This window comes from Alginatibacterium sediminis, assembly GCF_003610775.1.
GTDB classification, from domain to species: Bacteria; Pseudomonadota; Gammaproteobacteria; order Enterobacterales; family Celerinatantimonadaceae; genus Alginatibacterium; species Alginatibacterium sediminis.
Genome location: NZ_RAQO01000004.1, coordinates 1,078,463 through 1,097,531, shown reverse-complemented (window position 1 = coordinate 1,097,531; position 19,069 = coordinate 1,078,463). Strand labels below are relative to the sequence as shown.

Below are 19,069 nucleotides of genomic sequence, written 5' to 3'. Positions count from 1 at the left end.
GTCTACGTCGTGCTTTCTTGTGTGGATAATATGCGGTAAGTGGGCGTAGTTTTGACCAAGCTCGCGAATGGGTTGGGGACTACGGCTCAAATTCACAGGCATTTTTCCGATAGATGCTAGCTATAGCGCATTAAGCATTTGAGTTTCGATACGCTTTGCGGCTTCAACTAACTCAGTTCTAAACCAACGATGGCTAGGGTCATGATTTAACTGCTTTAACCAGATCAGGTAGTTAGATACCTTTTTGTAGTTAAAGGGCGGCTTAAAGACTTGAAGTTGTAATTGCTTTTCAAACTGTAAGGCCATGGACAAAGGCACAACGGTGATAAAATCAGACTGACTACACATCAGTAGATTGTTGAACAATGATTTACCATGATAAGCAACTTTCCGCTTGCTGGTGTCAATGTCGGTATAGTGCGCCAGAGAGCGCATTTTGTCTCTGGTGCGCTCTAGTACCGCGTGCGTCTCACTCATATATTGAGCTTCGCTTAATGCGCCTTTTATACGTGGATGACCTTGCCGACACGCGATAACAAATTCGCCGTCGAACAAGTGGATAGATTCAATATTTGGATGATTGGGCGGCAATATATCCACCATGACATCAAACTTTTGGGTGAGAAGGCCGTGGTAGAGTGTTTCGTCGTCATCGGCTTGATCAAAAACCTCTAGGCTAATGTTTTTGTTGCCCTTGTTTTCAAAGTGGTTCAGTAATAGCCATTGCAGGTGCTCGGGTGCTGTCATTACAAATTTGCGGGTAGATCTGCCTGGGTCAAAATCCTTTAGTGAATGAAACACTTGGCTAAGTTGCTGAACAGAAGGTTGAATTTGGGTAAAAAGGTTGGAAGCATAGGCCGTTGGAACCACGCCGCGACCACTTCGAACAAACAGCTCTTTACCGGTCTCTTTTTTTAGTCGAGATAAGGCAGTACTGATCGTCGACTGATTGGTCGCTAAGTGTTCAGCGGCTTTACTTAAACTACCTTGCTCCATAACCGCTGCAAATACTGCCAACAGGTTCAAGTTTGGGATCTCGTTGCTCATAGGACTTGGCACTCGTATTTGGCTCAGCAGTTGCGATTAAGGCATCGGATATACGATGTGTTTTTTAGTTTACTATATTCGGATGGTTTTTCTAAAGACTTGATCTTGAATTTAAATGCCCACCTAATCTTCCTTACCCCTTTCTTGTACTTATGTTAGGTAACGAGTGCGCTAGTTAACATTAAATTTTCAATCTTCTAAAGTATCGTAATTACGATGAATCGAAATCGTTTTAGCCTATGGATTGCTAGGCTTAAGATACCTACTATCGACCTTAAGATAATTCTCAATTGTTTCATACAACACCTAAGGTCGTCATCATGACTAATTTGTTTAAAAAAATGACATTGCCGCTCGCGGTTACGAGTGCTTTGTTGGCATCTGGATTTACTTCAGCAAGTACAGCGCACACACATGCTACGTCAAGGATTGGCCAAGAACTTCAAACCAGCTCTGCTGCTCAATATCAAAATATCGATCTTGATGCCCGCTACCAAGGCGATGTTCTCTTTGAACATGAATCGAACCTATTTTGGGGTAAAGGCGAGCGGATAAAGGTGTTGTCTAAAACGGGCGAGTCTTTGGCCTACACGCAAGCATCGGATCATGTTCATCCAACCTTGACTAAGCACGGTCGCAAGATGGACCAGGCTATTATTCAGATCGATGACAATGTCTACCTAGGTTATGGCTTCGGTCTTGATACGCCAGTGATGATTGAAGGTGATGACGGTATTATCATCGTTGATCCCGGTGAGTCGGTGCAAATGGCCGAGTCAGTGAAAGCGCAATTCCGTCAGATTACCGATAAGCCGGTAAAAGCCATTATTTATTCGCACAACCATATTGATCATATCTCTGGGGTTCGAGCTTGGGTAAGCGATGAAGAGGTAGAGTCTGGTGCGGTTAAGATTATTGCGCAAGAAGGTTTAACTGCAGCGGTTGCCAATTGGTCTTCAAACTTAGGCACGCTATTTGGTCATAGAACCTCATATACCGGTGCCAAACATGTTGACGAAGGCGAGCACGGTACGGTAAATGACGGACTAGGCCCACGCTTTATGCAAGGTGATATCTCGTTCATAGAACCAAATGTGGTACTAAAAGATCGCTTAGACATCACAATCGCAGGCGTAGATTTGGAAATTGTAAATGTCCCTTCAGAAACCAAAGACGAAGTGGTTGTTTACTTGCCAAAGCAAAAAATCCTGCACGCAGCAGAAGTGCTTCAAGGCGAAAACTTTCCTAATCTTCACTCAATCCGAGGAACAAAGTTCCGCGATCCTGCAATGTGGTTTAAAGGGATTGATACCATGCGTCAGTTTGATACTGAAGTCATGATTAACTCCCATGGTCGCCCGGTTGAAGGCAAAGAAGCGGTTGCCAACGTATTAACGGCTTACCGCGACGCAATTCAATATACCCATGACCAAACCATTCGTTATATGAACAAAGGCTTGACGCCAGATGAGTTGGTTGAAGTAGTGAAACTACCTAGCCATTTAGCACAACACCCGTGGCTAGGCGAGCATTACGGTACTGTCGCGCATGCGGTTCGTCAGATTTACGTAGGCTACAATGGCTTTTTTGAAGCCGATCCATGGCAACTAGAGCCAATGGCATATGAGCAACGTGCAAAAGCATTTGTTGAAATCATGGGCGGACGTAGCAACATTATGTCTACGGCAAAAGCGGCAATTAAAGCTGAGAACTATACATTTGCAGCAGAAATATTGTCTTATCCAATAACCATTGATAAAGACGACATGGAAGCACGCCAACTTAAAGCAACTGCTTATAAAGCTTGGGCAGCTGATCAAGTAAACATTAACTGGCGTAACTGGGGCTTAAATGCTGCGGCTGAACTTGAGGGAACTCGTGACTTTTCTCAGTTGATTAGTTTTGCATCGGTTGATGTACTGACCGCACTACCGAGTCATCAAATCTTAGACATGATGACCGCTACGTTAATTGCAGAACAGACCCTTGATGTTGAAATGGCACTTAGTTACAGCTTTGTGGATACCCAGGAGTCGTTCACCATTGAAATTCGAAACGGTATTGCACAGTTGCATGAAACAGCGCTAACTGAAGCTGATGTTCAAATTAAGACCTCGCGAGCAGTGCTAAATCAAATCCTGATTGCGGGTCCGAATGCGCAGCAAGTGATCGCTAGCAATCTACAATCCGGTGACTTTGCTTTCGCAAAAGGCGGTATTCAAGAATTTGGTAAGTTTATGAGCTTCTTTGACAAGCCAATGTCGCCAGAAGAAATAATGCTAATCGTACGTTAATCGAAGTACGCAGACCCTAAATAGAGCGTCACACATATAGTGATGATGGCGCTCTTTTATTGATGCGTTTTAAGTCCATTAACCCGCTCAAATCATTTAACGTCAGTCTAAGCTGCGAACGACTATGAAATCATTACCGCTATTACTGCTCACTATTATCGTCTCATTCAACAGTTTTGCATGTGCTCTGCACGATGTGGCTGGCTTTCATTTCGTTACTGAACCTGGTTCATTGGTAGTGTTTGAAAATGTCATCGCTGTTCGACAATCAAATGCATTAGGCAATGCCGATAAACTCGACACGATAAAACTAACTTCATTTGCCAAAGCGGTTAGTCAAACTTACCCAGATAAAACCCGATTTATTATATTTGAACCCATCAAAGGCCACTATAACCAACTTCAATTGGGTCGAAATCGTATGGTTTCAGAGGCTTACTATTCGTCGAGCGTCAATACCGTGTTGTTGATTACCGAGTTCGATGTACTTGAAGCATTAGCAAACAATGTATTGTCTTGGCAACAAGCTAAAGCCCAAGGTTTAGTCACGGTAAATGGTGCCGTGAATGATACTGAGGCTTTCGATACCTGGTTTACCGATATTTTTTCAGTTTCATCCGTCTGAGAAATTGGCGGTAAGCGCCTAGGGTTGCCTTATAGCTCTTGTTACGCATGCTTGTCTTTGCGCCGTAGTTCCCCTAAAGCCGCTCTATCACTGCACAAAAGTCTTATCAGACCTTGTTATGAGCCTTACTGAAACATTACTAATCAACTGCCTACGCAAAAGCATTTATTGGAATAGTTATAGCGGTAAAACCTATAGTAAATAGAACGCTGCTTTGTAATCGAATATACAAGTAATGGCTAGCCAAAGTGATTTGCAGCTATTAGATATTTTAAGCTTAGTTGTATACAAATAGTTTGACAGTTAACCCCGCTTAGATAAAAGTGATTAAATGAAAATGAATGTAGCGCAAAATCCAGTTCGAATTATCATCATTCCATAGTTATGGTGGGATGTTGATGTGCGCTTTATTTATCAAACCCACCACCTAAGGTGGGTTTTTTGTATCTGCCTGACGGGATCCACTTAAACGAAGGCAAACACATGAATAAAATAGCAGTTTTTGGCAAACCGGGTAGCGGAAAGTCAACAATGAGTAAAGCTTTAGCGTTGGCAACTGGCATACAACTGCATCAGCTAGACTCTATCGTTTACCAAAACAATGGTGACCTTGTCGATCGCGATATCTTTGACGCGGCCCATGAACAAATATTAGAAAGTGAAAGCTGGATCATTGATGGCTTTGGCCCCTTAGCTGCATTTGATAAACGCTTACGGGCAGCTGATACTCTAATTTATATCGATCTACCGTATTTTGTTAGCTATTGGTTTGTCACTAAACGCCTGCTTAAAGGGTTGTTGGTAAAACCAGAGGGCTGGCCTGATGGCAGTTCAGTCTTTAAAGGCAGCTTACAGAGTTACAAAGTACTTCGCTTATGTCCACGATTCTGGAACGACGACTTTAGGTCTCGGTTAAACGAATTTTCAGCATCTAAGAATGTTTATGTCATTAAAACTGTGGATGAGCTAAATCAATTTGTTGTGAAGTCTGTACAGTGAAGATCTTGGGTAGCGCATGCGCAGGGTCAGTCTTGGATGAAAGAGGTTTATGAGAGCGAATTCAGACTGTTAAACTGCGATGCACTTGGACTTTGATCGGGTTCAGAAGTTCAGACAAAATATAGTTTAGCGGCTAGCTAAAGGGACTTGCTACTCGTGAATAGGCTGCGGAGTAATAACAATCGTCTTAGTTCACCTTAGATGTAAACCTTATGTCTTTTAAGCTTTGTTATCAGTGAAACTACGTGCTTTTAGCCAGCGGTTAGTTCTACTTAGCTAAACTGCCAGCTATTTTAATTGCTTTAAGCATCAAAGCATTAGCTAAGTTTTGGGGCTAAAAACGAAAACTTTAAGGCCTTAGCGAATTTTATCCCAAAGTGAACGAAGCAATGATCTTTTAACACTATGAGACGAAGCTTTTTGATATCGGATTTGTTGCAAGCTTAGGGCCTTTTCTTTAAAAAGGTCATCTTGCGATGGATCCAATAGAGTTAGACGATTATGTTTTAGCATCATTTTGCGATAAATAAGGCTTTCAGCTTGTCCCTTTTGGTTTTGTTTAAGTGCAACTCTAAACTGATACCATAACGGTAAGGTACCGGTTGCTTTTCTATGCTTAAACTCAAGCCACAAGCGGTAGCTAATATACGCTAGCGTGATAATGGCTAAGAGCAACGCAAGTAGCCAATGCCAGTACATGGTAACGAAGCTGACAAAGGTATGCTTAACCTGCCAACGTTGAGCCTCAAGTTGTAAGCGCTCTTCGCGTTCTTTTTTTATATCCCACCATATAAGTTCCACAGTGGGAAGAACGATCTCACCAGGTTTATCCGCTATTAGAGTCACTTTTTCGATGTGATTGGAGGTGCGAACTCCGCGCGATTCTTTATCGTTATACTCGCTTGGGGAAATATAAACACGGGCACCAGAGCTTTGATAATCCCCAGTTTCTATCAATGATGGAAACAACATAGCTAGAGATCCATTAGCACTTAAGGTTATTTCACGTTCTATCGAGTCGCCAACATGCAATTGTTTAGAGCTTAGTTGTGGCTCTGATTGCTGATCTTTCACATCACTACTGTCAGTTTGATTAACGATGGTTGTCACCACTTTTTCAGACAGTTTGGCATTTTCGGCAACCAACCAGTGGTTTTCGTCTGTCATATAAGGGGAGGGGACAAAAGCGGAAAAATTGATTGTCTCACTAAGCAACTTACCACTGATAACTTCATCGCCGTGTTTGACACCCACTTCTATGACGATTGGAGGAATAACATAATCCCCGCCTTGTTGAGGATAAATAGGAATTTGCCACAGCTGATTGACATACTGTTTACCGTTTTTGTGCAGCACCGAGTTGATCGCGAATGGTCCTTGCTTAAGCACGATTGCGTTGGGGAGATCAAAATGTTTAATTAGAGTTCCCTGTGCAAATTGAGTATCGGTAGATATATCAATAGTTAAGGTGACTTCCCCTCCAATAGAAATGGGATCTTTAATATCGACATAACTGCTTGCAATGATGCTTTCATTGTTGACTAAGTCGGAAATTGTCAGCGCTGAAGCACTTAGAAAAGGCAGCGACATAATCAGCAGTAAGATAAATTTATTCACTAAGAGCTTTATCATCTGAGCTGTACTCCATGGTCGCGTTGCCGTCTTCGAGTTGATAATAGAATTTAGATCCAAGGAATGTTTCTAGGTTACTCTCAACCCGTTTCATCCACTTTTCGCTGAGCTCTTCATTATTCATGATGTCCTCTGAAGACAGTGTTTCTTCAATCAACTGCTCTTGGCTTACTTGGGTCTCGCTGCCCTCGCTGGTTTGGGGTTCATCTCCCAGCTCTTTACTTGATAGGTCTTCGTTGTTGTTGGATTGACTCTCTGAAAACTGATCGATTTGGTCAATAATGCTTTGCATAAGCTCAGCATTTTGCTGCGCCCCTGGAAACTCAGGGTCAGCACTAACGATCTCTTGGTACATAGCCCGTGCTGCAACATACTCTCTTTGATGTGCCAACGCCGCGGCTGCCCCAAATTTCGCGCTCAATGAGTCTTCTCGTAAAAAGTAGTTCTGTGCTAGATCGTATTCACCGGCTAAATAATAACTGGCGGCCTTCCAGCTGGTGGTTTCGAAGGTATTGGCAGCTTCACTGTACTGCTGTTTTTCGAACAAAAGTTGTCCTTGTTGGTCGGCTGTAAGCCAAAGGTCCATGAAATTCCATTGCGCTGCTTGAACGGGGGCTGGTGCCATTGATATCGATGTGAATCCAATGATGAGGCACCATTTCACTAAAAAGCCTTTTCTAAACCAAGATAAGAATACCAATGCAACTAAAAAAGTGAGCGGGTAACCAGAGTCCACCCAAGGCATGGTGTTGTCAGCGCTAATCAACATGTTGTATTCAGCTTTTTTCACCACCCATTCTACGTCGTCGTTATCGGCACTAATACTACGAAACGCCCCTCCGGTATCCGAAGCTAGTTTCTTAAGTGTCTGATATTCATAGGGGATATCAGCTTGTACTTTTTCATTGCCAATACCTAAAATTAGTAATTGATTGGGTGAGTTTGATAGATAGTTACTAAATGCCATCGAACTGGCTTCGTTTACTCCATCAGTTAATAGCAAAATGGTGCTGGGAGAAGTGATTTCTTTGAGCATGTTTTCAATTAAAGGGACTGTATATTGCGCAAACTTCCCTTCTCGCGGCATCACTTTAGGCGATATTGATTCAAGTAAAGGTGAGAATACTTGTTGGTCTTTGGTCAGTGGCATTGCTATATGTGCGCTACCTGAGAAAACAATGAGTCCGGTTTGCCCAGTTTTACGTAAATCTAGTATATCTAGGATTTTTTGTTTTGCTCGTAGCAAGCGATTGGGTGCTACATCTTTTTGCAACATGGACTCGGAAACGTCAACAACAATAATCATATTTGCTGCATCTTCACCAAAGGGGGATGCTTGTTTGTGCCAAGCAGGACCAGCAATAATAAAGATGAAAATAAAACAGGCGAGTAAACCAAGTTTTAGGGGGAGCTGTTTAGACCAACCACTTTCGCCTACACGTAGCACTGAGACTAAATGCGCCGGTAGCACATTCATCCAGTCTTGCTGCTTCTCAGTGCTTCGCCAGTTTATATAAATAAAAACAAGCACAGGGACTAATAACCAGAGGAAAAGTGGTCGAAGAAAATGAAACTGCTTAATGATCTCAAATTCCATGCTTTGCCTCCTCTGTCGTTTTATTTTTTTCCTTTAATACATATCGTTTCAAGGTATAAAAACACATCATAATTAGATAGTTGAGCATCAAAATCAAAATTGGAATATGGTGTATTGATACTTTAGCTTGATAGGTAAAGCTTTCGAAAAGCGCCGGCTCTAATTCTGAAATGGTTTGATAAATCTCAGTAAGTTCTGATGGTGATAAGGCAACAAACGCTTTACCTTGAGTAAGTGTTGCTACTTGCTCAATGACGTCCATATCCATGGCATTTTCGCCAACGGTGACTGGATCGCCAATCGCAACCATATAAATACGAATAGCGTCTTGGGCCGCAATTTTTGCCGCTTCAATAGGGGGCACCAGGCTGTTGGTGTCGTTGCCATCAGTAAGTACGATCAGCACCTTTTGCTTTTCAGTCTGCTCGTCGCTGATGATCGCAGTATCGGCAGTATCGTTTTCTTTTCTAAAGGTTTTGATTCCTAGTCCAATGGCATCGCCTAGATGCGTACCAGCGCCTGCCATTGCGACGCGGGTTTCCATTAGCAAATCGGTCCATGCCTTGTGATCTGCTGTAAATGGAGATTGTAAGAATGCAGAATCTCCAAATAAAATTAAACCTAAACGGTCACCTTTTCGTTGTTGGCTAAAGTCGCTGAGTACATTTTTAGCGGCGTCTAGCCGTGATATTTTGTTGCCTTGAGAGTCGCTGAAGTCTTCGGTAGCCATAGAACCCGAAAGATCAACCACCACCATTAAGTCTCTGCCTACTACATCGCGTGTTTGTGGTTCATCTAACCAAACAGGTTTTGCCATTGCTACAACTAACAACAACCAACCAAAGCCCAAAGAAGCGCGTTGCCAAAGTGTGGGTTGTAATTGTGTTGCTCCCTTACTTGGCTTAAGGCCTAGTACATTAACCAAGACATCAAAAAAGGGAACTTGCACCGCCGACTGTTTGGTCTGATAAGGGGGGGCAAATCGGTATACAGCATAAGGGAGTATGCACAAGATGAACGCCCAAGGATGTGCAAATTCAATCATGATTTACCTCATGTTGTTTTAGCCAACAGCGGGCTAATTCTGCTAGTTGTTGTCGCTCATTGGCACTGATTGTTTTACAGGCTCGGGGATCGTATAACGCAGCTTGCCATTGTTGAGTGACTGGTGTTACAAATTCATTGGGCGATGTTTGGTTTAGAAAATCGAGCCAGGGTGCATGATGTAAAGATGCGACTTTTTCAGCACTGAAAGCAATGCAGGCGGCGTGCTTAAGGGTATGATTCATTAATCCCAGAGCTTGTAAGGTCGGTAGAGAGTCCAAATTAGTTAGTGCTTTAAGCGCGTCTCTTCGATATTGATTGCTCCTCCACAACAGTATTTTTTTTACCAATAAATAAGCCGCAACTAAAATGCCCAGTAACAGTAAAACCTTCCAACCTAGGGTTACTGGCCACATCGATATGGTTTCGGGTAATACCGGGTCGATAAGTGATGCAAGCAAGGAGTTGTTAGAGGACATTCTATTTCCCCCCCATTGCCAATTGAAATTCACTTACGTGTAAGCCGTCGGTGCCTATTTCAATATAGGGAGTGGATTTAGTGGTAAATAGTTTCTTTAATTGTTCTCTTTGCAAGCTAGCATACTGTTTATAGCGCGTAGCGAGCTCAGATGAATCTTTGGATACCGCAACTTGATGATCGCCATCAGTAGCATAGAACTCAAGTGAGTCTTTAAACTTATGCTCAAGAGGGTCGGAGATTCTTATTCCGAGTACATCATTGGCACTTTGAATGGCTTGGAGTTGGGCTTTTGCTTTTTCGTCAAGCCCTTTAAAGTCGCTGAACATGAGAACTAAGGCCCCTTTGAGTTTCATTTCATTTAATCGCTTTAAGGCATGATTCAGCGACTCTGATGGGGATACTTGGTTTGGTACTAGTGCTCCTAGCTTACGATTATATTGCTCAATTTCTCGGATGATTTGTAAGGTGTTTTGCTGACTACGCTGTGGTGCTATCCATGAGTGTTGGTTATCAGCAAAGGTCATGCAACCCACGCGGTCGGTGTCTTTGAGAACTTGCCATGCACATACCGAAGCCAGCTCCGCTGCGATCACTGACTTCATGGTATCTTGAGATGAAAAGAACATACTTTTACGTTGATCAACCAGCAATACTACTGGCAGGTCTTTTTCTTCGCTATAGACGCGAACGTAAGGTTGCCTTGTTCGCATGGTGACGCGCCAGTCCATAGAACGAATGTCGTCACCTTCTTGATAATGACGAAACTCTTCAAAATTTAAGCCCCGGCCTCTAAATTTGGATACATGCCGGCCTGACATTAAGCCCGCAGATTTATCATAAGGCGTTAAGGTGAAATTGTTCTTCATATACTTAAACTTAATTAAGCGTTGAAAGTCTGCGTAAATACGAGGGTCGTCTTCGCCTGGTATTAGTTGACTTTTTTTGGCCATTGGAAATCCTTATGCCAATACAACCAGGTCAAGAATTTCGTTGATGACCTCTTTGCTAGAAATACTGTCTGCCGCAGCATCAAAGGTTAAGGTAATTCGGTGACCTAAAACGGCATGGATCACAGCTCGAACGTCATCCGGACTAACAAAGTCACGTCCTTCTATCCAAGCGCTGGCTCGGGCACAGCGGTCTAAAGCTATAGAAGCTCGAGGACTCGCACCAACGGAAATCCAGCGACTGAGTGAACCATTTGGATACAGTTCAGGTTTGCGAGTTGCCATCACCAGATCAACGATGTACTTCTCAACGGTTTCAGATATATGGATTGTTTTTATCGCTTCTTTGCCTTCGAGTACAGTATTGATATCGAAGTGAGGCTGCGCTTGGTTTGAATCATTATCAGACTTGGCGTCTTGTTCTTCAGATCTCACCAATCGAATGATATCCAGCTCTGAATCAGCATCCGGGTAAAAGACTTCAACTTTCATAAGAAATCTATCCATCTGCGCTTCGGGCAGGGGATAGGTACCTTCTTGTTCAATGGGGTTTTGCGTGGCAAGCACCATAAACGGGTTGGGTAAGTTGTTGGTAACGCCAGCGGCGGTCACTGTCTTTTCTTCCATCGCTTCTAAGAGCGCAGCTTGTACTTTTGCTGGGGCGCGATTAATTTCATCGGCAAGTACAATCGAGTTGAATATTGGGCCAGGTTTAAACGAGAGATCGGGTTTGCCGTTTACTTCACGATATACCTCCGATCCGGTGACGTCTGAGGGCAGTAGGTCTGGGGTAAATTGTATTCGTCCAAACGCTATATTTAGATTTTCAGCGAGTAGCTTTACTGAGCGAGTTTTGGCCGTTCCTGGCAATCCTTCTAGCAAGACATGACCACCACTGATTAGCGATAGTATTAAGGCGCGCACGACGTTTTCTTGACCTATGACCGACTTATTTAGCTGTTCTTCGAGTGCAATGATGCTTTGGTACGCAAGGCTCATGTTCGATATCCCTCATGTTGTAAAATCAAAACGTGTCGCAAAATTTATTTAAATTAATTATCTTTAGTTCGCATCGTCATTCATTGCAAGCCTAAAACCAATATCAGGCATGCGAACATTGCTGGTTGCCCCATCGCGCTTGAACACTTCAGACTCGGCCGCAGAAAACTCATAACCTCCACCGCGTATTACCTTCATGGTCGTTTTACTTGAATCATCGGTGATGCTATAGACTGGGTTTTTAAGCTCACTATGCTGGTAGGCAACTCGGCTCATATCGTCCAATACAAATTCCCACAAATTCCCAGTCATATCATATAAGCCTAGTTCATTTGGTTTGAGTGAAGCGACAGCGCGGCTGCGTTTTTGCGCATTATTGGCATTCCACGCTACCTCATCAATGTTATCTGAACCGCTGAAGGTATAGCCTTTTGATTGGTTTCCACCTTTTGCGGCAAATTCCCATTGAGCTTCGCTTGGAAAGTTGAGCTTTAATCCAGTAATGGTGTTTAGCTTTAAAATGAAGGATTGTGCATTTTTCCAGCTCAAATTGTTTACAGCGCAAAACTCACAGGCAAAATAGCTATAATTCCAGCCCATTATATGTTCGAAAAGCTGCTGACTTAGCTCGGTTTTAGCAATATAGAACGTATCTAGTTCTACTTCGTGGACAGGTTTTTCTCTCTTTCTTGCGCTGGGTAGATCCGAACCCATGTTAAACGTTCCACCTTCAACACGCACAAGGTCGGCCAAAATTAATGCTTTTAGATTCGCAGCGTAAGTTGGGCTAGTTTTATCTAATGACGAAAAACCCGGAAAAATATACTGAGCAGATCCAGCAAACGAAGGATGGATTTGTAAGGTAAATAGGACTAATACGGTTAGCCTGGATTTAAAAATAGTCTGTAAGAACTTCAAAAGCTCTCCTTAAACAAAAACGTTCAAACTGCCTATCGTCACTAAAAAAGGCCGTTCAATTGGTGAAACAGCCTTGTGAGATTGTTATTTAAAATCGTCAATTGCTCTAAGGAACAAAACTACCGGGTTTTTGACGTTGTGGGAACTCTTCAAAGGTAGCTTTAAATTGTCCAACTTTAACCATAGCTGGAGCCATAAGGAACATATGTTCAGCCCACCACTTACCATAACCTTCTGACTCATGATCCATGCGCTCATAAGGGTCCATGCGCAAATTAAATATTTTGGGTGCGCGGAGTTCTACATAAGGGTCTTGCCAAGTCGCTAGTGCATGTGCACGTTGTTCTTTAAATACCATTTTGTAATCACCATCACGAATAGCTACAATATCACCTGTATCCGATGCATATATAAAGTCTTTACGTGGCCCAGGTATAGATGTATCCATAAAGTGTGGTAAGAAATTATGTCCATCCAAATGCACTTTATACTCAGTACCACCGATAGTTGTGCCCTTCTTTAACTTCTCGGTAATTTGGTCATCACCAGCAGCGGCTAACAGTGTTGGCATCCAATCTTGTAATGAAATTATTTCATTTGATATTTGATTTGGTTTTATTTTATTTGGCCATTTTACCAGCATAGGTATACGGTAACCGCCTTCCCAGTTAGAATTTTTCTCTCCTCTAAACGGCGTATATCCTCCATCTGGCCACAATAGTAGTTCAGCACCATTATCGGTTGAATACATAACGATTGTGTTTTCAGCGATGCCCAACTCTTCCAGTTTGTCTAACAGCTGACCAACGTGTCCATCATGCTCCGTCATGCCATCTGCGTAGATTCCTTGGCCAGTCACACCTTCTGATTCTGCTTTTAGGCGCGTCCAGATATGCATACGAGTCGAATTAAACCATACAAAGAAAGGTTTCTTTTGAGTATGAGCCTTATCGATAAAGCTTAATGCAGCACCTAAGAACTCTTCATCGATGGTTTCCATACGTTTTTTGGTTACAGGGCCGGTGTCTTCAATTTTGCCATCTGCAAAAGAGTGAATTGCGCCTCGCGGACCAAAACGTTTTTTAAACTCTGGGTCTTTAGGGTAATCGGCGTGTTCTGGCTCATCCTCTGCATTCAGGTGATAAAGATTACCAAAAAACTCATCGAAGCCATGGTTGGTTGGCAAATGTTCATCTTGGTCACCTAAGTGATTTTTACCAAATTGTCCTGTCATATAACCCATCGGCTTTAATAGCTCAGCAATTGTAGGGTCTGCTTTATTAATCCCTTCTTTTGCGCCTGGTAAGCCGACTTTAGTTAAGCCTGTACGAATAGGATGCTGACCTAGAATAAAACCAGCACGACCCGCTGTGCAACTTTGATCGCCATATGAATCAGTAAAGAGGATCCCTTCGTTTGCGATGCGATCAATATTTGGGGTTTGGTAGCCCATGACACCGCGATTGTAGGCGCTGATATTAAATGGACCAATATCATCCCCCCATATTGCCAAAATATTAGGCTTATTGGTGTCAGTTGTTGCGAAGGCGGATTGGGAAAAAATCACCCCCAACGCAAGAGCACTCATCTTCAACTTATTCATAGTTAACCATCCATTGTTATTCTATTGTAACTAAGTTTAGATACTTAGTTGCGTATAGGTGATTTTTTATTGTAGGTAACTTATTGTTAAATTCATAGGTTCTTTTTTTTTTGATGAAAGTTTGTTTTCCTATACTTGCAAAGTATATCGACTATTGGTTTCACAAAGCACTACTTTGGAAATGTGAATGACATTGATAGGTCAAGATGTAATGGTCTTTCCCGATTCTATGAATAATGCATCCAGACCTTGATGAGAAAAGCGTCGGCTACTTTATTCGTGATGAACACGGAGACATAGTCGGCGGACTCATTGCTAAATTGATGTTTACTACCCTGCATGTCAAATACCTTTGGATATCAGAATCGATTCGTAGGCTTGGGTTTGGTAAAAAGCTGATTGAGCTTGCACAGCGAGATGCAAATCAGCAGGGTGTTATTAATGTATTCCTTGATACCTACAGTTTTCAAGCACCTTTGTTTTACGAGTCGCTAGGCTTCAAAGAGGCTGGCCGCTACAATGATTACCCTATGCGTGGTGTTGATAAGATTTTTTATCAAAAGACCTTGATTGTTAAATCGTAGCTGGTCAACCGGAGTCTAAAATCCGAATCGATGTGCTGATACCAATCACAGTAATTTATTGATAACCATTGTTTGACTAAAACACCAACCTTGTCGTCATAACTTTTTCATTAGACCGCTAATAGCCGCGACTTCTTCCTAAAGCTAAGCGTTTTAGTACAACAAGTAAAAGACTAAAAATATAATGGGATTGGTATGAGCTTGGCATTCAAGTGCCTGTATTAAGTCGCTTTCGTCCGCTCATTGGAATGCGATACACAAAAGTCTTCGTTAAACCTAAACTGACCAAGCAGCCGCACTCCGCAATTACGCTTCTAATCGTGATTACATTAGGGATGTAAAACTGAATAAACTTAGGCGTTTAAGCTGCTTTAATAATGATTCAGCGCTAGAATAGTGCTTGTTTAAGGCCCCAGGCCACCATCTCGTTTGTTCAAATCATAGGGCTACCTAAGCCAAGGAATGAAATTTATATGTCGGCTACAGATTATCTCAATCAACTCAACCAGGATTACCTGCGCATTCACCGAACCAAAGAAGATTTCTTTTGGCAAACCTACATGGGTGTTAGTGATGACCACCAAGGTTCAACAGCGGCGCAAACCCAATGGACTGCTTTTGTAAGCGATGCGAGCAAAATCCCCCAGCTTGAGCAGCAAATAACATTGGCTCAATCTATTGTTGATACACAAGAGCAACAGCAGACCGTACAAGGACTTAATGGCTGGCTAAATATGTTTAGAGTAAACGCCATTGAAGGAGAGTCAGCGCAAACACTTAAGCGTCAGCTGATTGAATTTGAAGCGGATTTATTTGAGAAAAAACAAGCTCATCAACAGTTTTATACCAACGAGAATGGCGAGTCAGTTGCTGCCTCACTGCCGGTATTAGCTTCGACCATACGTGCTAGTAGTTCTGAAGCGGTGCGCCAAAGCGCTCACAATGCACTTGTTGAACTTGAACAATGGTTATTGAACAACGGCTTTTTAGACTTGGTTAAACTTCGAAATCGTTTTGCTCGCTCGCTAGGCTATAACAACTTTTTTGATTACTCGATTGAAAAAACGGAAAACATGTCGAGCTCGGCACTGTTTACTATATTGGATGACTTTGAAGAGCGCACCCGCGCTGCACACCAACATAGTTTGAAGCATTTAGCCGCAGAAAAAGGGCTGGCCGCTCTTAAAGGCTATAACTTTAACTACAGCTTTGCAGGTGATGTGATGCGAGAGTTGGATCCATATGTTCCATTCTCAAAATCATTGCGCCGCTGGGTGGAGTCATTTGGTCGACTCAATATCGACTATTCCGGAGCCGAACTTTGCCTAGACTTACTCGATAGAGAAGGCAAGTACCCAAATGGTTTTTGCCACGGCCCTGTGCCCTCGTTTTTTGACCAAGGGCAATGGATTGCAGCACAAGTAAACTTCACCAGTAACGCAAAGCCTGATCAAGTTGGCAGTGGCTTTGATGGTATCAATACCTTGTTCCATGAAGGCGGACATGCGGCGCACTTTGCTAATGTAAAACTAAATGCACCGTGTTTTTCACAAGAGTTTGCACCTACGTCTATGGCTTACGCCGAAACCCAGTCCATGTTTTGTGACTCCCTACTTAACGATGCTGATTGGTTGAAGCAATATGCACGAAATGAACAAGGCGAGGTTATTCCAGACAGTATTATCAAAGCTATGATCGCAAGTAGACAGCCCTTTGCTGCTTATCAAGAGCGTAGTATTTTGGTGGTGCCATATTTTGAGCGCGCATTATATGAACTCAGCGACCAAGAGCTAAGCGCTGAACGTGCAACGGCATTAGCGCGAGAATGTGAATTCAACATTTTAGGTTTGGAATGCAGCCCGCGGCCATTGATGGCGATTCCGCATTTACTCTCTGATGATGCAGCGTGTTCCTACCAAGGTTATTTGTTGGCGCACATGGCTGTATATCAAACGCGCGCTTACTTTACCGAGCGCTTTGGTTATCTAAGTGACAACCCAAAGATTGGACCATTGTTAGCCGAGCATTATTGGAAACCGGGTAACAGCTTATCCCACACTCAAACCATTGAAAGCTTAACGGGTGAAGGCTTTAGTGCTAAGTATTTAGCCGAGGCTTGTACCCAGAGTGTTGAGCAAGCTTGGGAAAAAGAGTTAGTTAAAATTGCTAACTTGGCTAAGCGCCCGCCTGTAGAAGCTGCGTCACTAAATGCTAGCATCAGGGTAGTTGATGGTGCGCGCGAGCTCGCAAGCAATGCGAGTTCCGATAGTGAGATGTGCGATCAGTTTGAGCAGTATATTGTTGCCCAATACGGCCGCTGATTGTAGCCGGCTAATAGCAACGGCGTACTCTGCTTAGAGTTACGTCGTTTTTTAAGTTTGAAATCCATTTTGTTACACCTTTAGTTGGCTAAACTAAGTGGATAGTTATTATCAAGCTAGCTGTTAAGTAAGATAGCCGCAACACTGACGTTATTGTTCACGATCTCACTATTTTTATTCGGGTGGTTATCTGCCAAGGTGATACTGCCAATCGAGTAACTAAACAGTCGATAGTCTACTCGGCCATCGCCACTGGCCTGCCAATATAAGTCGAGTTCCTGATTCGGTTCTAAGCGCTGCGACTGCCCACTATTTCTTAATATACTTCCGCCGGCACCGGTGTATGAGTCGTGGTCCATTGGGTCAAGTAGCATATTTAAAGACGCGTAAAATTGAACGCTAACTTGATTCTGGACACCCATTTCAATGGCTGCATTTCCAATATTGCGAATGGTAAATGCGTGGTGAATTTCGCCATTGTTGGTAGCCCACGCTTGAAACGCCGCAAACACTAAGTCCGGTTTTGCTATTTTTGCTGGTTTTCTTGGAGGTAGGCGCACCGGAGTGCTTAATATTGGACAGTCTCAAGCTATCCGCAAATAATCTGGATCTCTTGGATCTAGGTTTATACAAGGATTGTTCTCTAGGCTTGGTTTAACGTCTTCTGTAGGCAAGTTAAGATAACGATCAAAGAAAGGTGGCTTAGCTTGGTCGCGGCTTGGCGGTTTTATAACTGTTCCAATAATAGGTCGAAATGATTTGTTGGCTTTCATGCATATTCCCTTTTTGGTAATGGATGCCGAGTATTAAAACTGGAGCTGGATACCTAAGCTTAGTTAGCTCAATCAATATGTTCCTAGATAAGGCGTGCTTTACGATTGATAGCCGCAAATTAATCGCTACAGGCGGGTAACAGTTTGCTGATGTGGTGATTGTAGGAGAGAATCTACTGACCTCAACGATGCTTTTTGATAACAACGGATACCATGCGTTTAGATAAATATATTTGTAAAAGTAGCGAGTACAGCTTGTCACAAGCATGCGATTTGATAGAAAGCCAGCGCGTTTTGGTCAATGGCGAACTTGCCACAAAGGCGAGTCTGCAAGTACATAAAACTAATCAAGTTACCCTTGACGATTTAGTGCTACAACCCAGACCCTTTCGCTACTATTTGTTAAACAAACCCGCAGGGATGATCTGCTCAAATGTAGACGAGAATTATCCTTCAGTATTGAAACTGCTCGATGTAGAACGTGTCGACGAGCTACATATCGCAGGGCGCTTAGATGCCGATACGACAGGCCTTGTGCTCGTAACCGACGATGGTCATTGGTCATTCAATTTGACCTCGCCGAAGAATGGTTGTGAAAAAACCTATCAAGTGGGCTTATCACGTGACCTATGCAAAAACGCAGCAAAACGTTTTCAAGAGGGACTCATGCTACAAGGGGAGACCAAGCTAACACTACCAGCAAAACTAGTAGTGTTGGGGCCGCGCAAGGTTGAATTAACCCTCACTGAAGGTCGTTTTCATCAGGTTAAACGCATGTTCGCTGCAATCGGAAACCGGGTTCAAACCTTACATCGTCAACAAATAGGTAATTTGCAGTGTGATGTTGGCGAACGCGCTTCTCGTAGCCTAAGCAGTAGCGAGGTTAGGGCATTAGCGAATCAAATCTAACCCTAGCCAGTTTTTGTATGTTCGTTTAAATCCCCGTTTTATTCCATAACACCTGCCGCAGCTTAACATTGAAACAAGTTTGCGCTTTAACGACAGTCACTCCACCAAATATCTCAAACATCTAAACAACAACTGACCCCAAACATTAAAAATAGTTTTATCAACGTGGCTAGCACTTGGAGATCTGTTGGCCTAAAGAATTTAATTTATGTTGACTGTGCAACATAAGTGGTATATATTTATTTCATATTGTTGATTGTGCAACATGATGCGTAGCTTGTTATATTGTTTTTATC

At 42.8% G+C, this 19,069-nt stretch carries 17 protein-coding genes; 6 read left to right on the top strand and 11 right to left on the bottom strand.

The window, feature by feature from the left end; all coding sequences use genetic code 11:
- Positions 1-120: 120 nt before the first annotated feature.
- Entirely contained in the window at positions 121-1,047 is a 927-nt protein-coding gene (locus DBZ36_RS07970) for a LysR family transcriptional regulator (RefSeq protein WP_120354370.1), read from the bottom strand.
- A gap of 320 nt (positions 1,048-1,367) precedes the next feature.
- Here DBZ36_RS07970 and DBZ36_RS07965 point away from each other — a divergent pair, with 320 nt between their 5' ends.
- The 3 genes from DBZ36_RS07965 to DBZ36_RS07955 all read left to right on the top strand — a co-directional run bounded on the left by DBZ36_RS07965 (position 1,368) and on the right by DBZ36_RS07955 (position 4,965).
- The gene (locus tag DBZ36_RS07965; RefSeq protein WP_120354369.1) at positions 1,368-3,341 is read left to right on the top strand and encodes an alkyl sulfatase dimerization domain-containing protein; all 1,974 of its coding nucleotides are present in this window, start codon (positions 1,368-1,370) and stop codon (positions 3,339-3,341) included.
- Between the two features lie 124 nt (positions 3,342-3,465).
- A complete protein-coding gene (locus DBZ36_RS07960) occupies positions 3,466-3,966 on the top strand; it encodes a hypothetical protein (RefSeq protein WP_120354368.1) in 501 nt (166 codons plus the stop codon).
- Between the two features lie 483 nt (positions 3,967-4,449).
- Entirely contained in the window at positions 4,450-4,965 is a 516-nt protein-coding gene (locus DBZ36_RS07955) for a P-loop NTPase family protein (RefSeq protein WP_120354367.1), read from the top strand.
- A 357-nt stretch (positions 4,966-5,322) separates the two neighbouring features.
- Here DBZ36_RS07955 and DBZ36_RS07950 read toward each other — a convergent pair whose 3' ends face one another.
- The 8 genes from DBZ36_RS07950 to DBZ36_RS07915 all read right to left on the bottom strand — a co-directional run bounded on the left by DBZ36_RS07950 (position 5,323) and on the right by DBZ36_RS07915 (position 14,186).
- A complete protein-coding gene (locus tag DBZ36_RS07950) occupies positions 5,323-6,597 on the bottom strand; it encodes a BatD family protein (RefSeq protein WP_120354366.1) in 1,275 nt (424 codons plus the stop codon).
- Positions 6,575-8,194 carry a vWA domain-containing protein gene (locus DBZ36_RS07945; RefSeq protein WP_120354365.1) on the bottom strand — a complete coding sequence of 540 codons (1,620 nt, stop codon included), beginning with the start codon at positions 8,192-8,194 and terminating at the stop codon, positions 6,575-6,577. The genes DBZ36_RS07950 and DBZ36_RS07945 overlap by 23 nt, the downstream gene beginning before the upstream one ends.
- Complete coding sequence (locus DBZ36_RS07940) at positions 8,184-9,239, bottom strand: VWA domain-containing protein (RefSeq protein WP_120354364.1); 1,056 nt, start codon at positions 9,237-9,239, stop codon at positions 8,184-8,186. The genes DBZ36_RS07945 and DBZ36_RS07940 overlap by 11 nt, the downstream gene beginning before the upstream one ends.
- Positions 9,232-9,717, bottom strand: coding sequence for a DUF4381 domain-containing protein (locus DBZ36_RS07935; protein ID WP_120354363.1), 486 nt, complete (start codon positions 9,715-9,717; stop codon positions 9,232-9,234). The genes DBZ36_RS07940 and DBZ36_RS07935 overlap by 8 nt, the downstream gene beginning before the upstream one ends.
- 1 nt (position 9,718) lies before the next feature.
- The gene (locus DBZ36_RS07930) at positions 9,719-10,669 is read right to left on the bottom strand and encodes a DUF58 domain-containing protein (protein ID WP_120354362.1); all 951 of its coding nucleotides are present in this window, start codon (positions 10,667-10,669) and stop codon (positions 9,719-9,721) included.
- A gap of 9 nt (positions 10,670-10,678) precedes the next feature.
- On the bottom strand, positions 10,679-11,665 hold the full coding sequence (locus DBZ36_RS07925; protein ID WP_120354361.1) for an AAA family ATPase: 987 nt from the start codon (positions 11,663-11,665) through the stop codon (positions 10,679-10,681).
- Between the two features lie 63 nt (positions 11,666-11,728).
- The gene (locus tag DBZ36_RS07920; protein WP_233558103.1) at positions 11,729-12,583 is read right to left on the bottom strand and encodes a formylglycine-generating enzyme family protein; all 855 of its coding nucleotides are present in this window, start codon (positions 12,581-12,583) and stop codon (positions 11,729-11,731) included.
- A 106-nt stretch (positions 12,584-12,689) separates the two neighbouring features.
- Positions 12,690-14,186: an arylsulfatase gene (locus DBZ36_RS07915; protein ID WP_120354360.1), complete on the bottom strand. Its 1,497-nt coding sequence runs from the start codon at positions 14,184-14,186 to the stop codon at positions 12,690-12,692.
- Positions 14,187-14,422: 236 nt separating this feature from the next.
- Here DBZ36_RS07915 and DBZ36_RS07910 point away from each other — a divergent pair, with 236 nt between their 5' ends.
- Together DBZ36_RS07910 and DBZ36_RS07905 are read left to right on the top strand one after the other, a co-directional pair.
- Positions 14,423-14,770 carry a GNAT family N-acetyltransferase gene (locus DBZ36_RS07910; protein WP_120354359.1) on the top strand — a complete coding sequence of 116 codons (348 nt, stop codon included), beginning with the start codon at positions 14,423-14,425 and terminating at the stop codon, positions 14,768-14,770.
- A 473-nt stretch (positions 14,771-15,243) separates the two neighbouring features.
- Positions 15,244-17,091, top strand: coding sequence for a M3 family metallopeptidase (locus tag DBZ36_RS07905; RefSeq protein ID WP_120354358.1), 1,848 nt, complete (start codon positions 15,244-15,246; stop codon positions 17,089-17,091).
- 116 nt (positions 17,092-17,207) lie between these two features.
- Here the strand turns inward: DBZ36_RS07905 and DBZ36_RS07900 are convergent, their stop codons facing one another.
- Positions 17,208-17,651, bottom strand: coding sequence for a hypothetical protein (locus DBZ36_RS07900; protein WP_120354357.1), 444 nt, complete (start codon positions 17,649-17,651; stop codon positions 17,208-17,210).
- Between the two features lie 24 nt (positions 17,652-17,675).
- A complete protein-coding gene (locus DBZ36_RS07895; protein WP_120354356.1) occupies positions 17,676-17,864 on the bottom strand; it encodes a hypothetical protein in 189 nt (62 codons plus the stop codon).
- Positions 17,865-18,077: 213 nt separating this feature from the next.
- On the opposite strand from DBZ36_RS07895, the gene DBZ36_RS07890 reads away from it, so the two are divergent.
- Entirely contained in the window at positions 18,078-18,773 is a 696-nt protein-coding gene (locus tag DBZ36_RS07890; RefSeq protein WP_120354355.1) for a pseudouridine synthase, read from the top strand.
- The last annotated feature ends 296 nt before the right edge of the window (positions 18,774-19,069 follow it).

What these genes read in the sequence shown, in the direction of transcription:
- DBZ36_RS07970 (WP_120354370.1), bottom strand. Translation starts at nt 1,047, where the DNA reads ATGAGCAACGAGATCCCAAACTTGAACCTGTTGGCAGTATTTGCAGCG.
- DBZ36_RS07965 (WP_120354369.1), top strand. Translation starts at nt 1,368, where the DNA reads ATGACTAATTTGTTTAAAAAAATGACATTGCCGCTCGCGGTTACGAGT.
- DBZ36_RS07960 (WP_120354368.1), top strand. Translation starts at nt 3,466, where the DNA reads ATGAAATCATTACCGCTATTACTGCTCACTATTATCGTCTCATTCAAC.
- DBZ36_RS07955 (WP_120354367.1), top strand. Translation starts at nt 4,450, where the DNA reads ATGAATAAAATAGCAGTTTTTGGCAAACCGGGTAGCGGAAAGTCAACA.
- DBZ36_RS07950 (WP_120354366.1), bottom strand. Translation starts at nt 6,597, where the DNA reads ATGATAAAGCTCTTAGTGAATAAATTTATCTTACTGCTGATTATGTCG.
- DBZ36_RS07945 (WP_120354365.1), bottom strand. Translation starts at nt 8,194, where the DNA reads ATGGAATTTGAGATCATTAAGCAGTTTCATTTTCTTCGACCACTTTTC.
- DBZ36_RS07940 (WP_120354364.1), bottom strand. Translation starts at nt 9,239, where the DNA reads ATGATTGAATTTGCACATCCTTGGGCGTTCATCTTGTGCATACTCCCT.
- DBZ36_RS07935 (WP_120354363.1), bottom strand. Translation starts at nt 9,717, where the DNA reads ATGTCCTCTAACAACTCCTTGCTTGCATCACTTATCGACCCGGTATTA.
- DBZ36_RS07930 (WP_120354362.1), bottom strand. Translation starts at nt 10,669, where the DNA reads ATGGCCAAAAAAAGTCAACTAATACCAGGCGAAGACGACCCTCGTATT.
- DBZ36_RS07925 (WP_120354361.1), bottom strand. Translation starts at nt 11,665, where the DNA reads ATGAGCCTTGCGTACCAAAGCATCATTGCACTCGAAGAACAGCTAAAT.
- DBZ36_RS07915 (WP_120354360.1), bottom strand. Translation starts at nt 14,186, where the DNA reads ATGAATAAGTTGAAGATGAGTGCTCTTGCGTTGGGGGTGATTTTTTCC.
- DBZ36_RS07910 (WP_120354359.1), top strand. Translation starts at nt 14,423, where the DNA reads ATGCATCCAGACCTTGATGAGAAAAGCGTCGGCTACTTTATTCGTGAT.
- DBZ36_RS07905 (WP_120354358.1), top strand. Translation starts at nt 15,244, where the DNA reads ATGTCGGCTACAGATTATCTCAATCAACTCAACCAGGATTACCTGCGC.
- DBZ36_RS07895 (WP_120354356.1), bottom strand. Translation starts at nt 17,864, where the DNA reads ATGAAAGCCAACAAATCATTTCGACCTATTATTGGAACAGTTATAAAA.
- DBZ36_RS07890 (WP_120354355.1), top strand. Translation starts at nt 18,078, where the DNA reads ATGCGTTTAGATAAATATATTTGTAAAAGTAGCGAGTACAGCTTGTCA.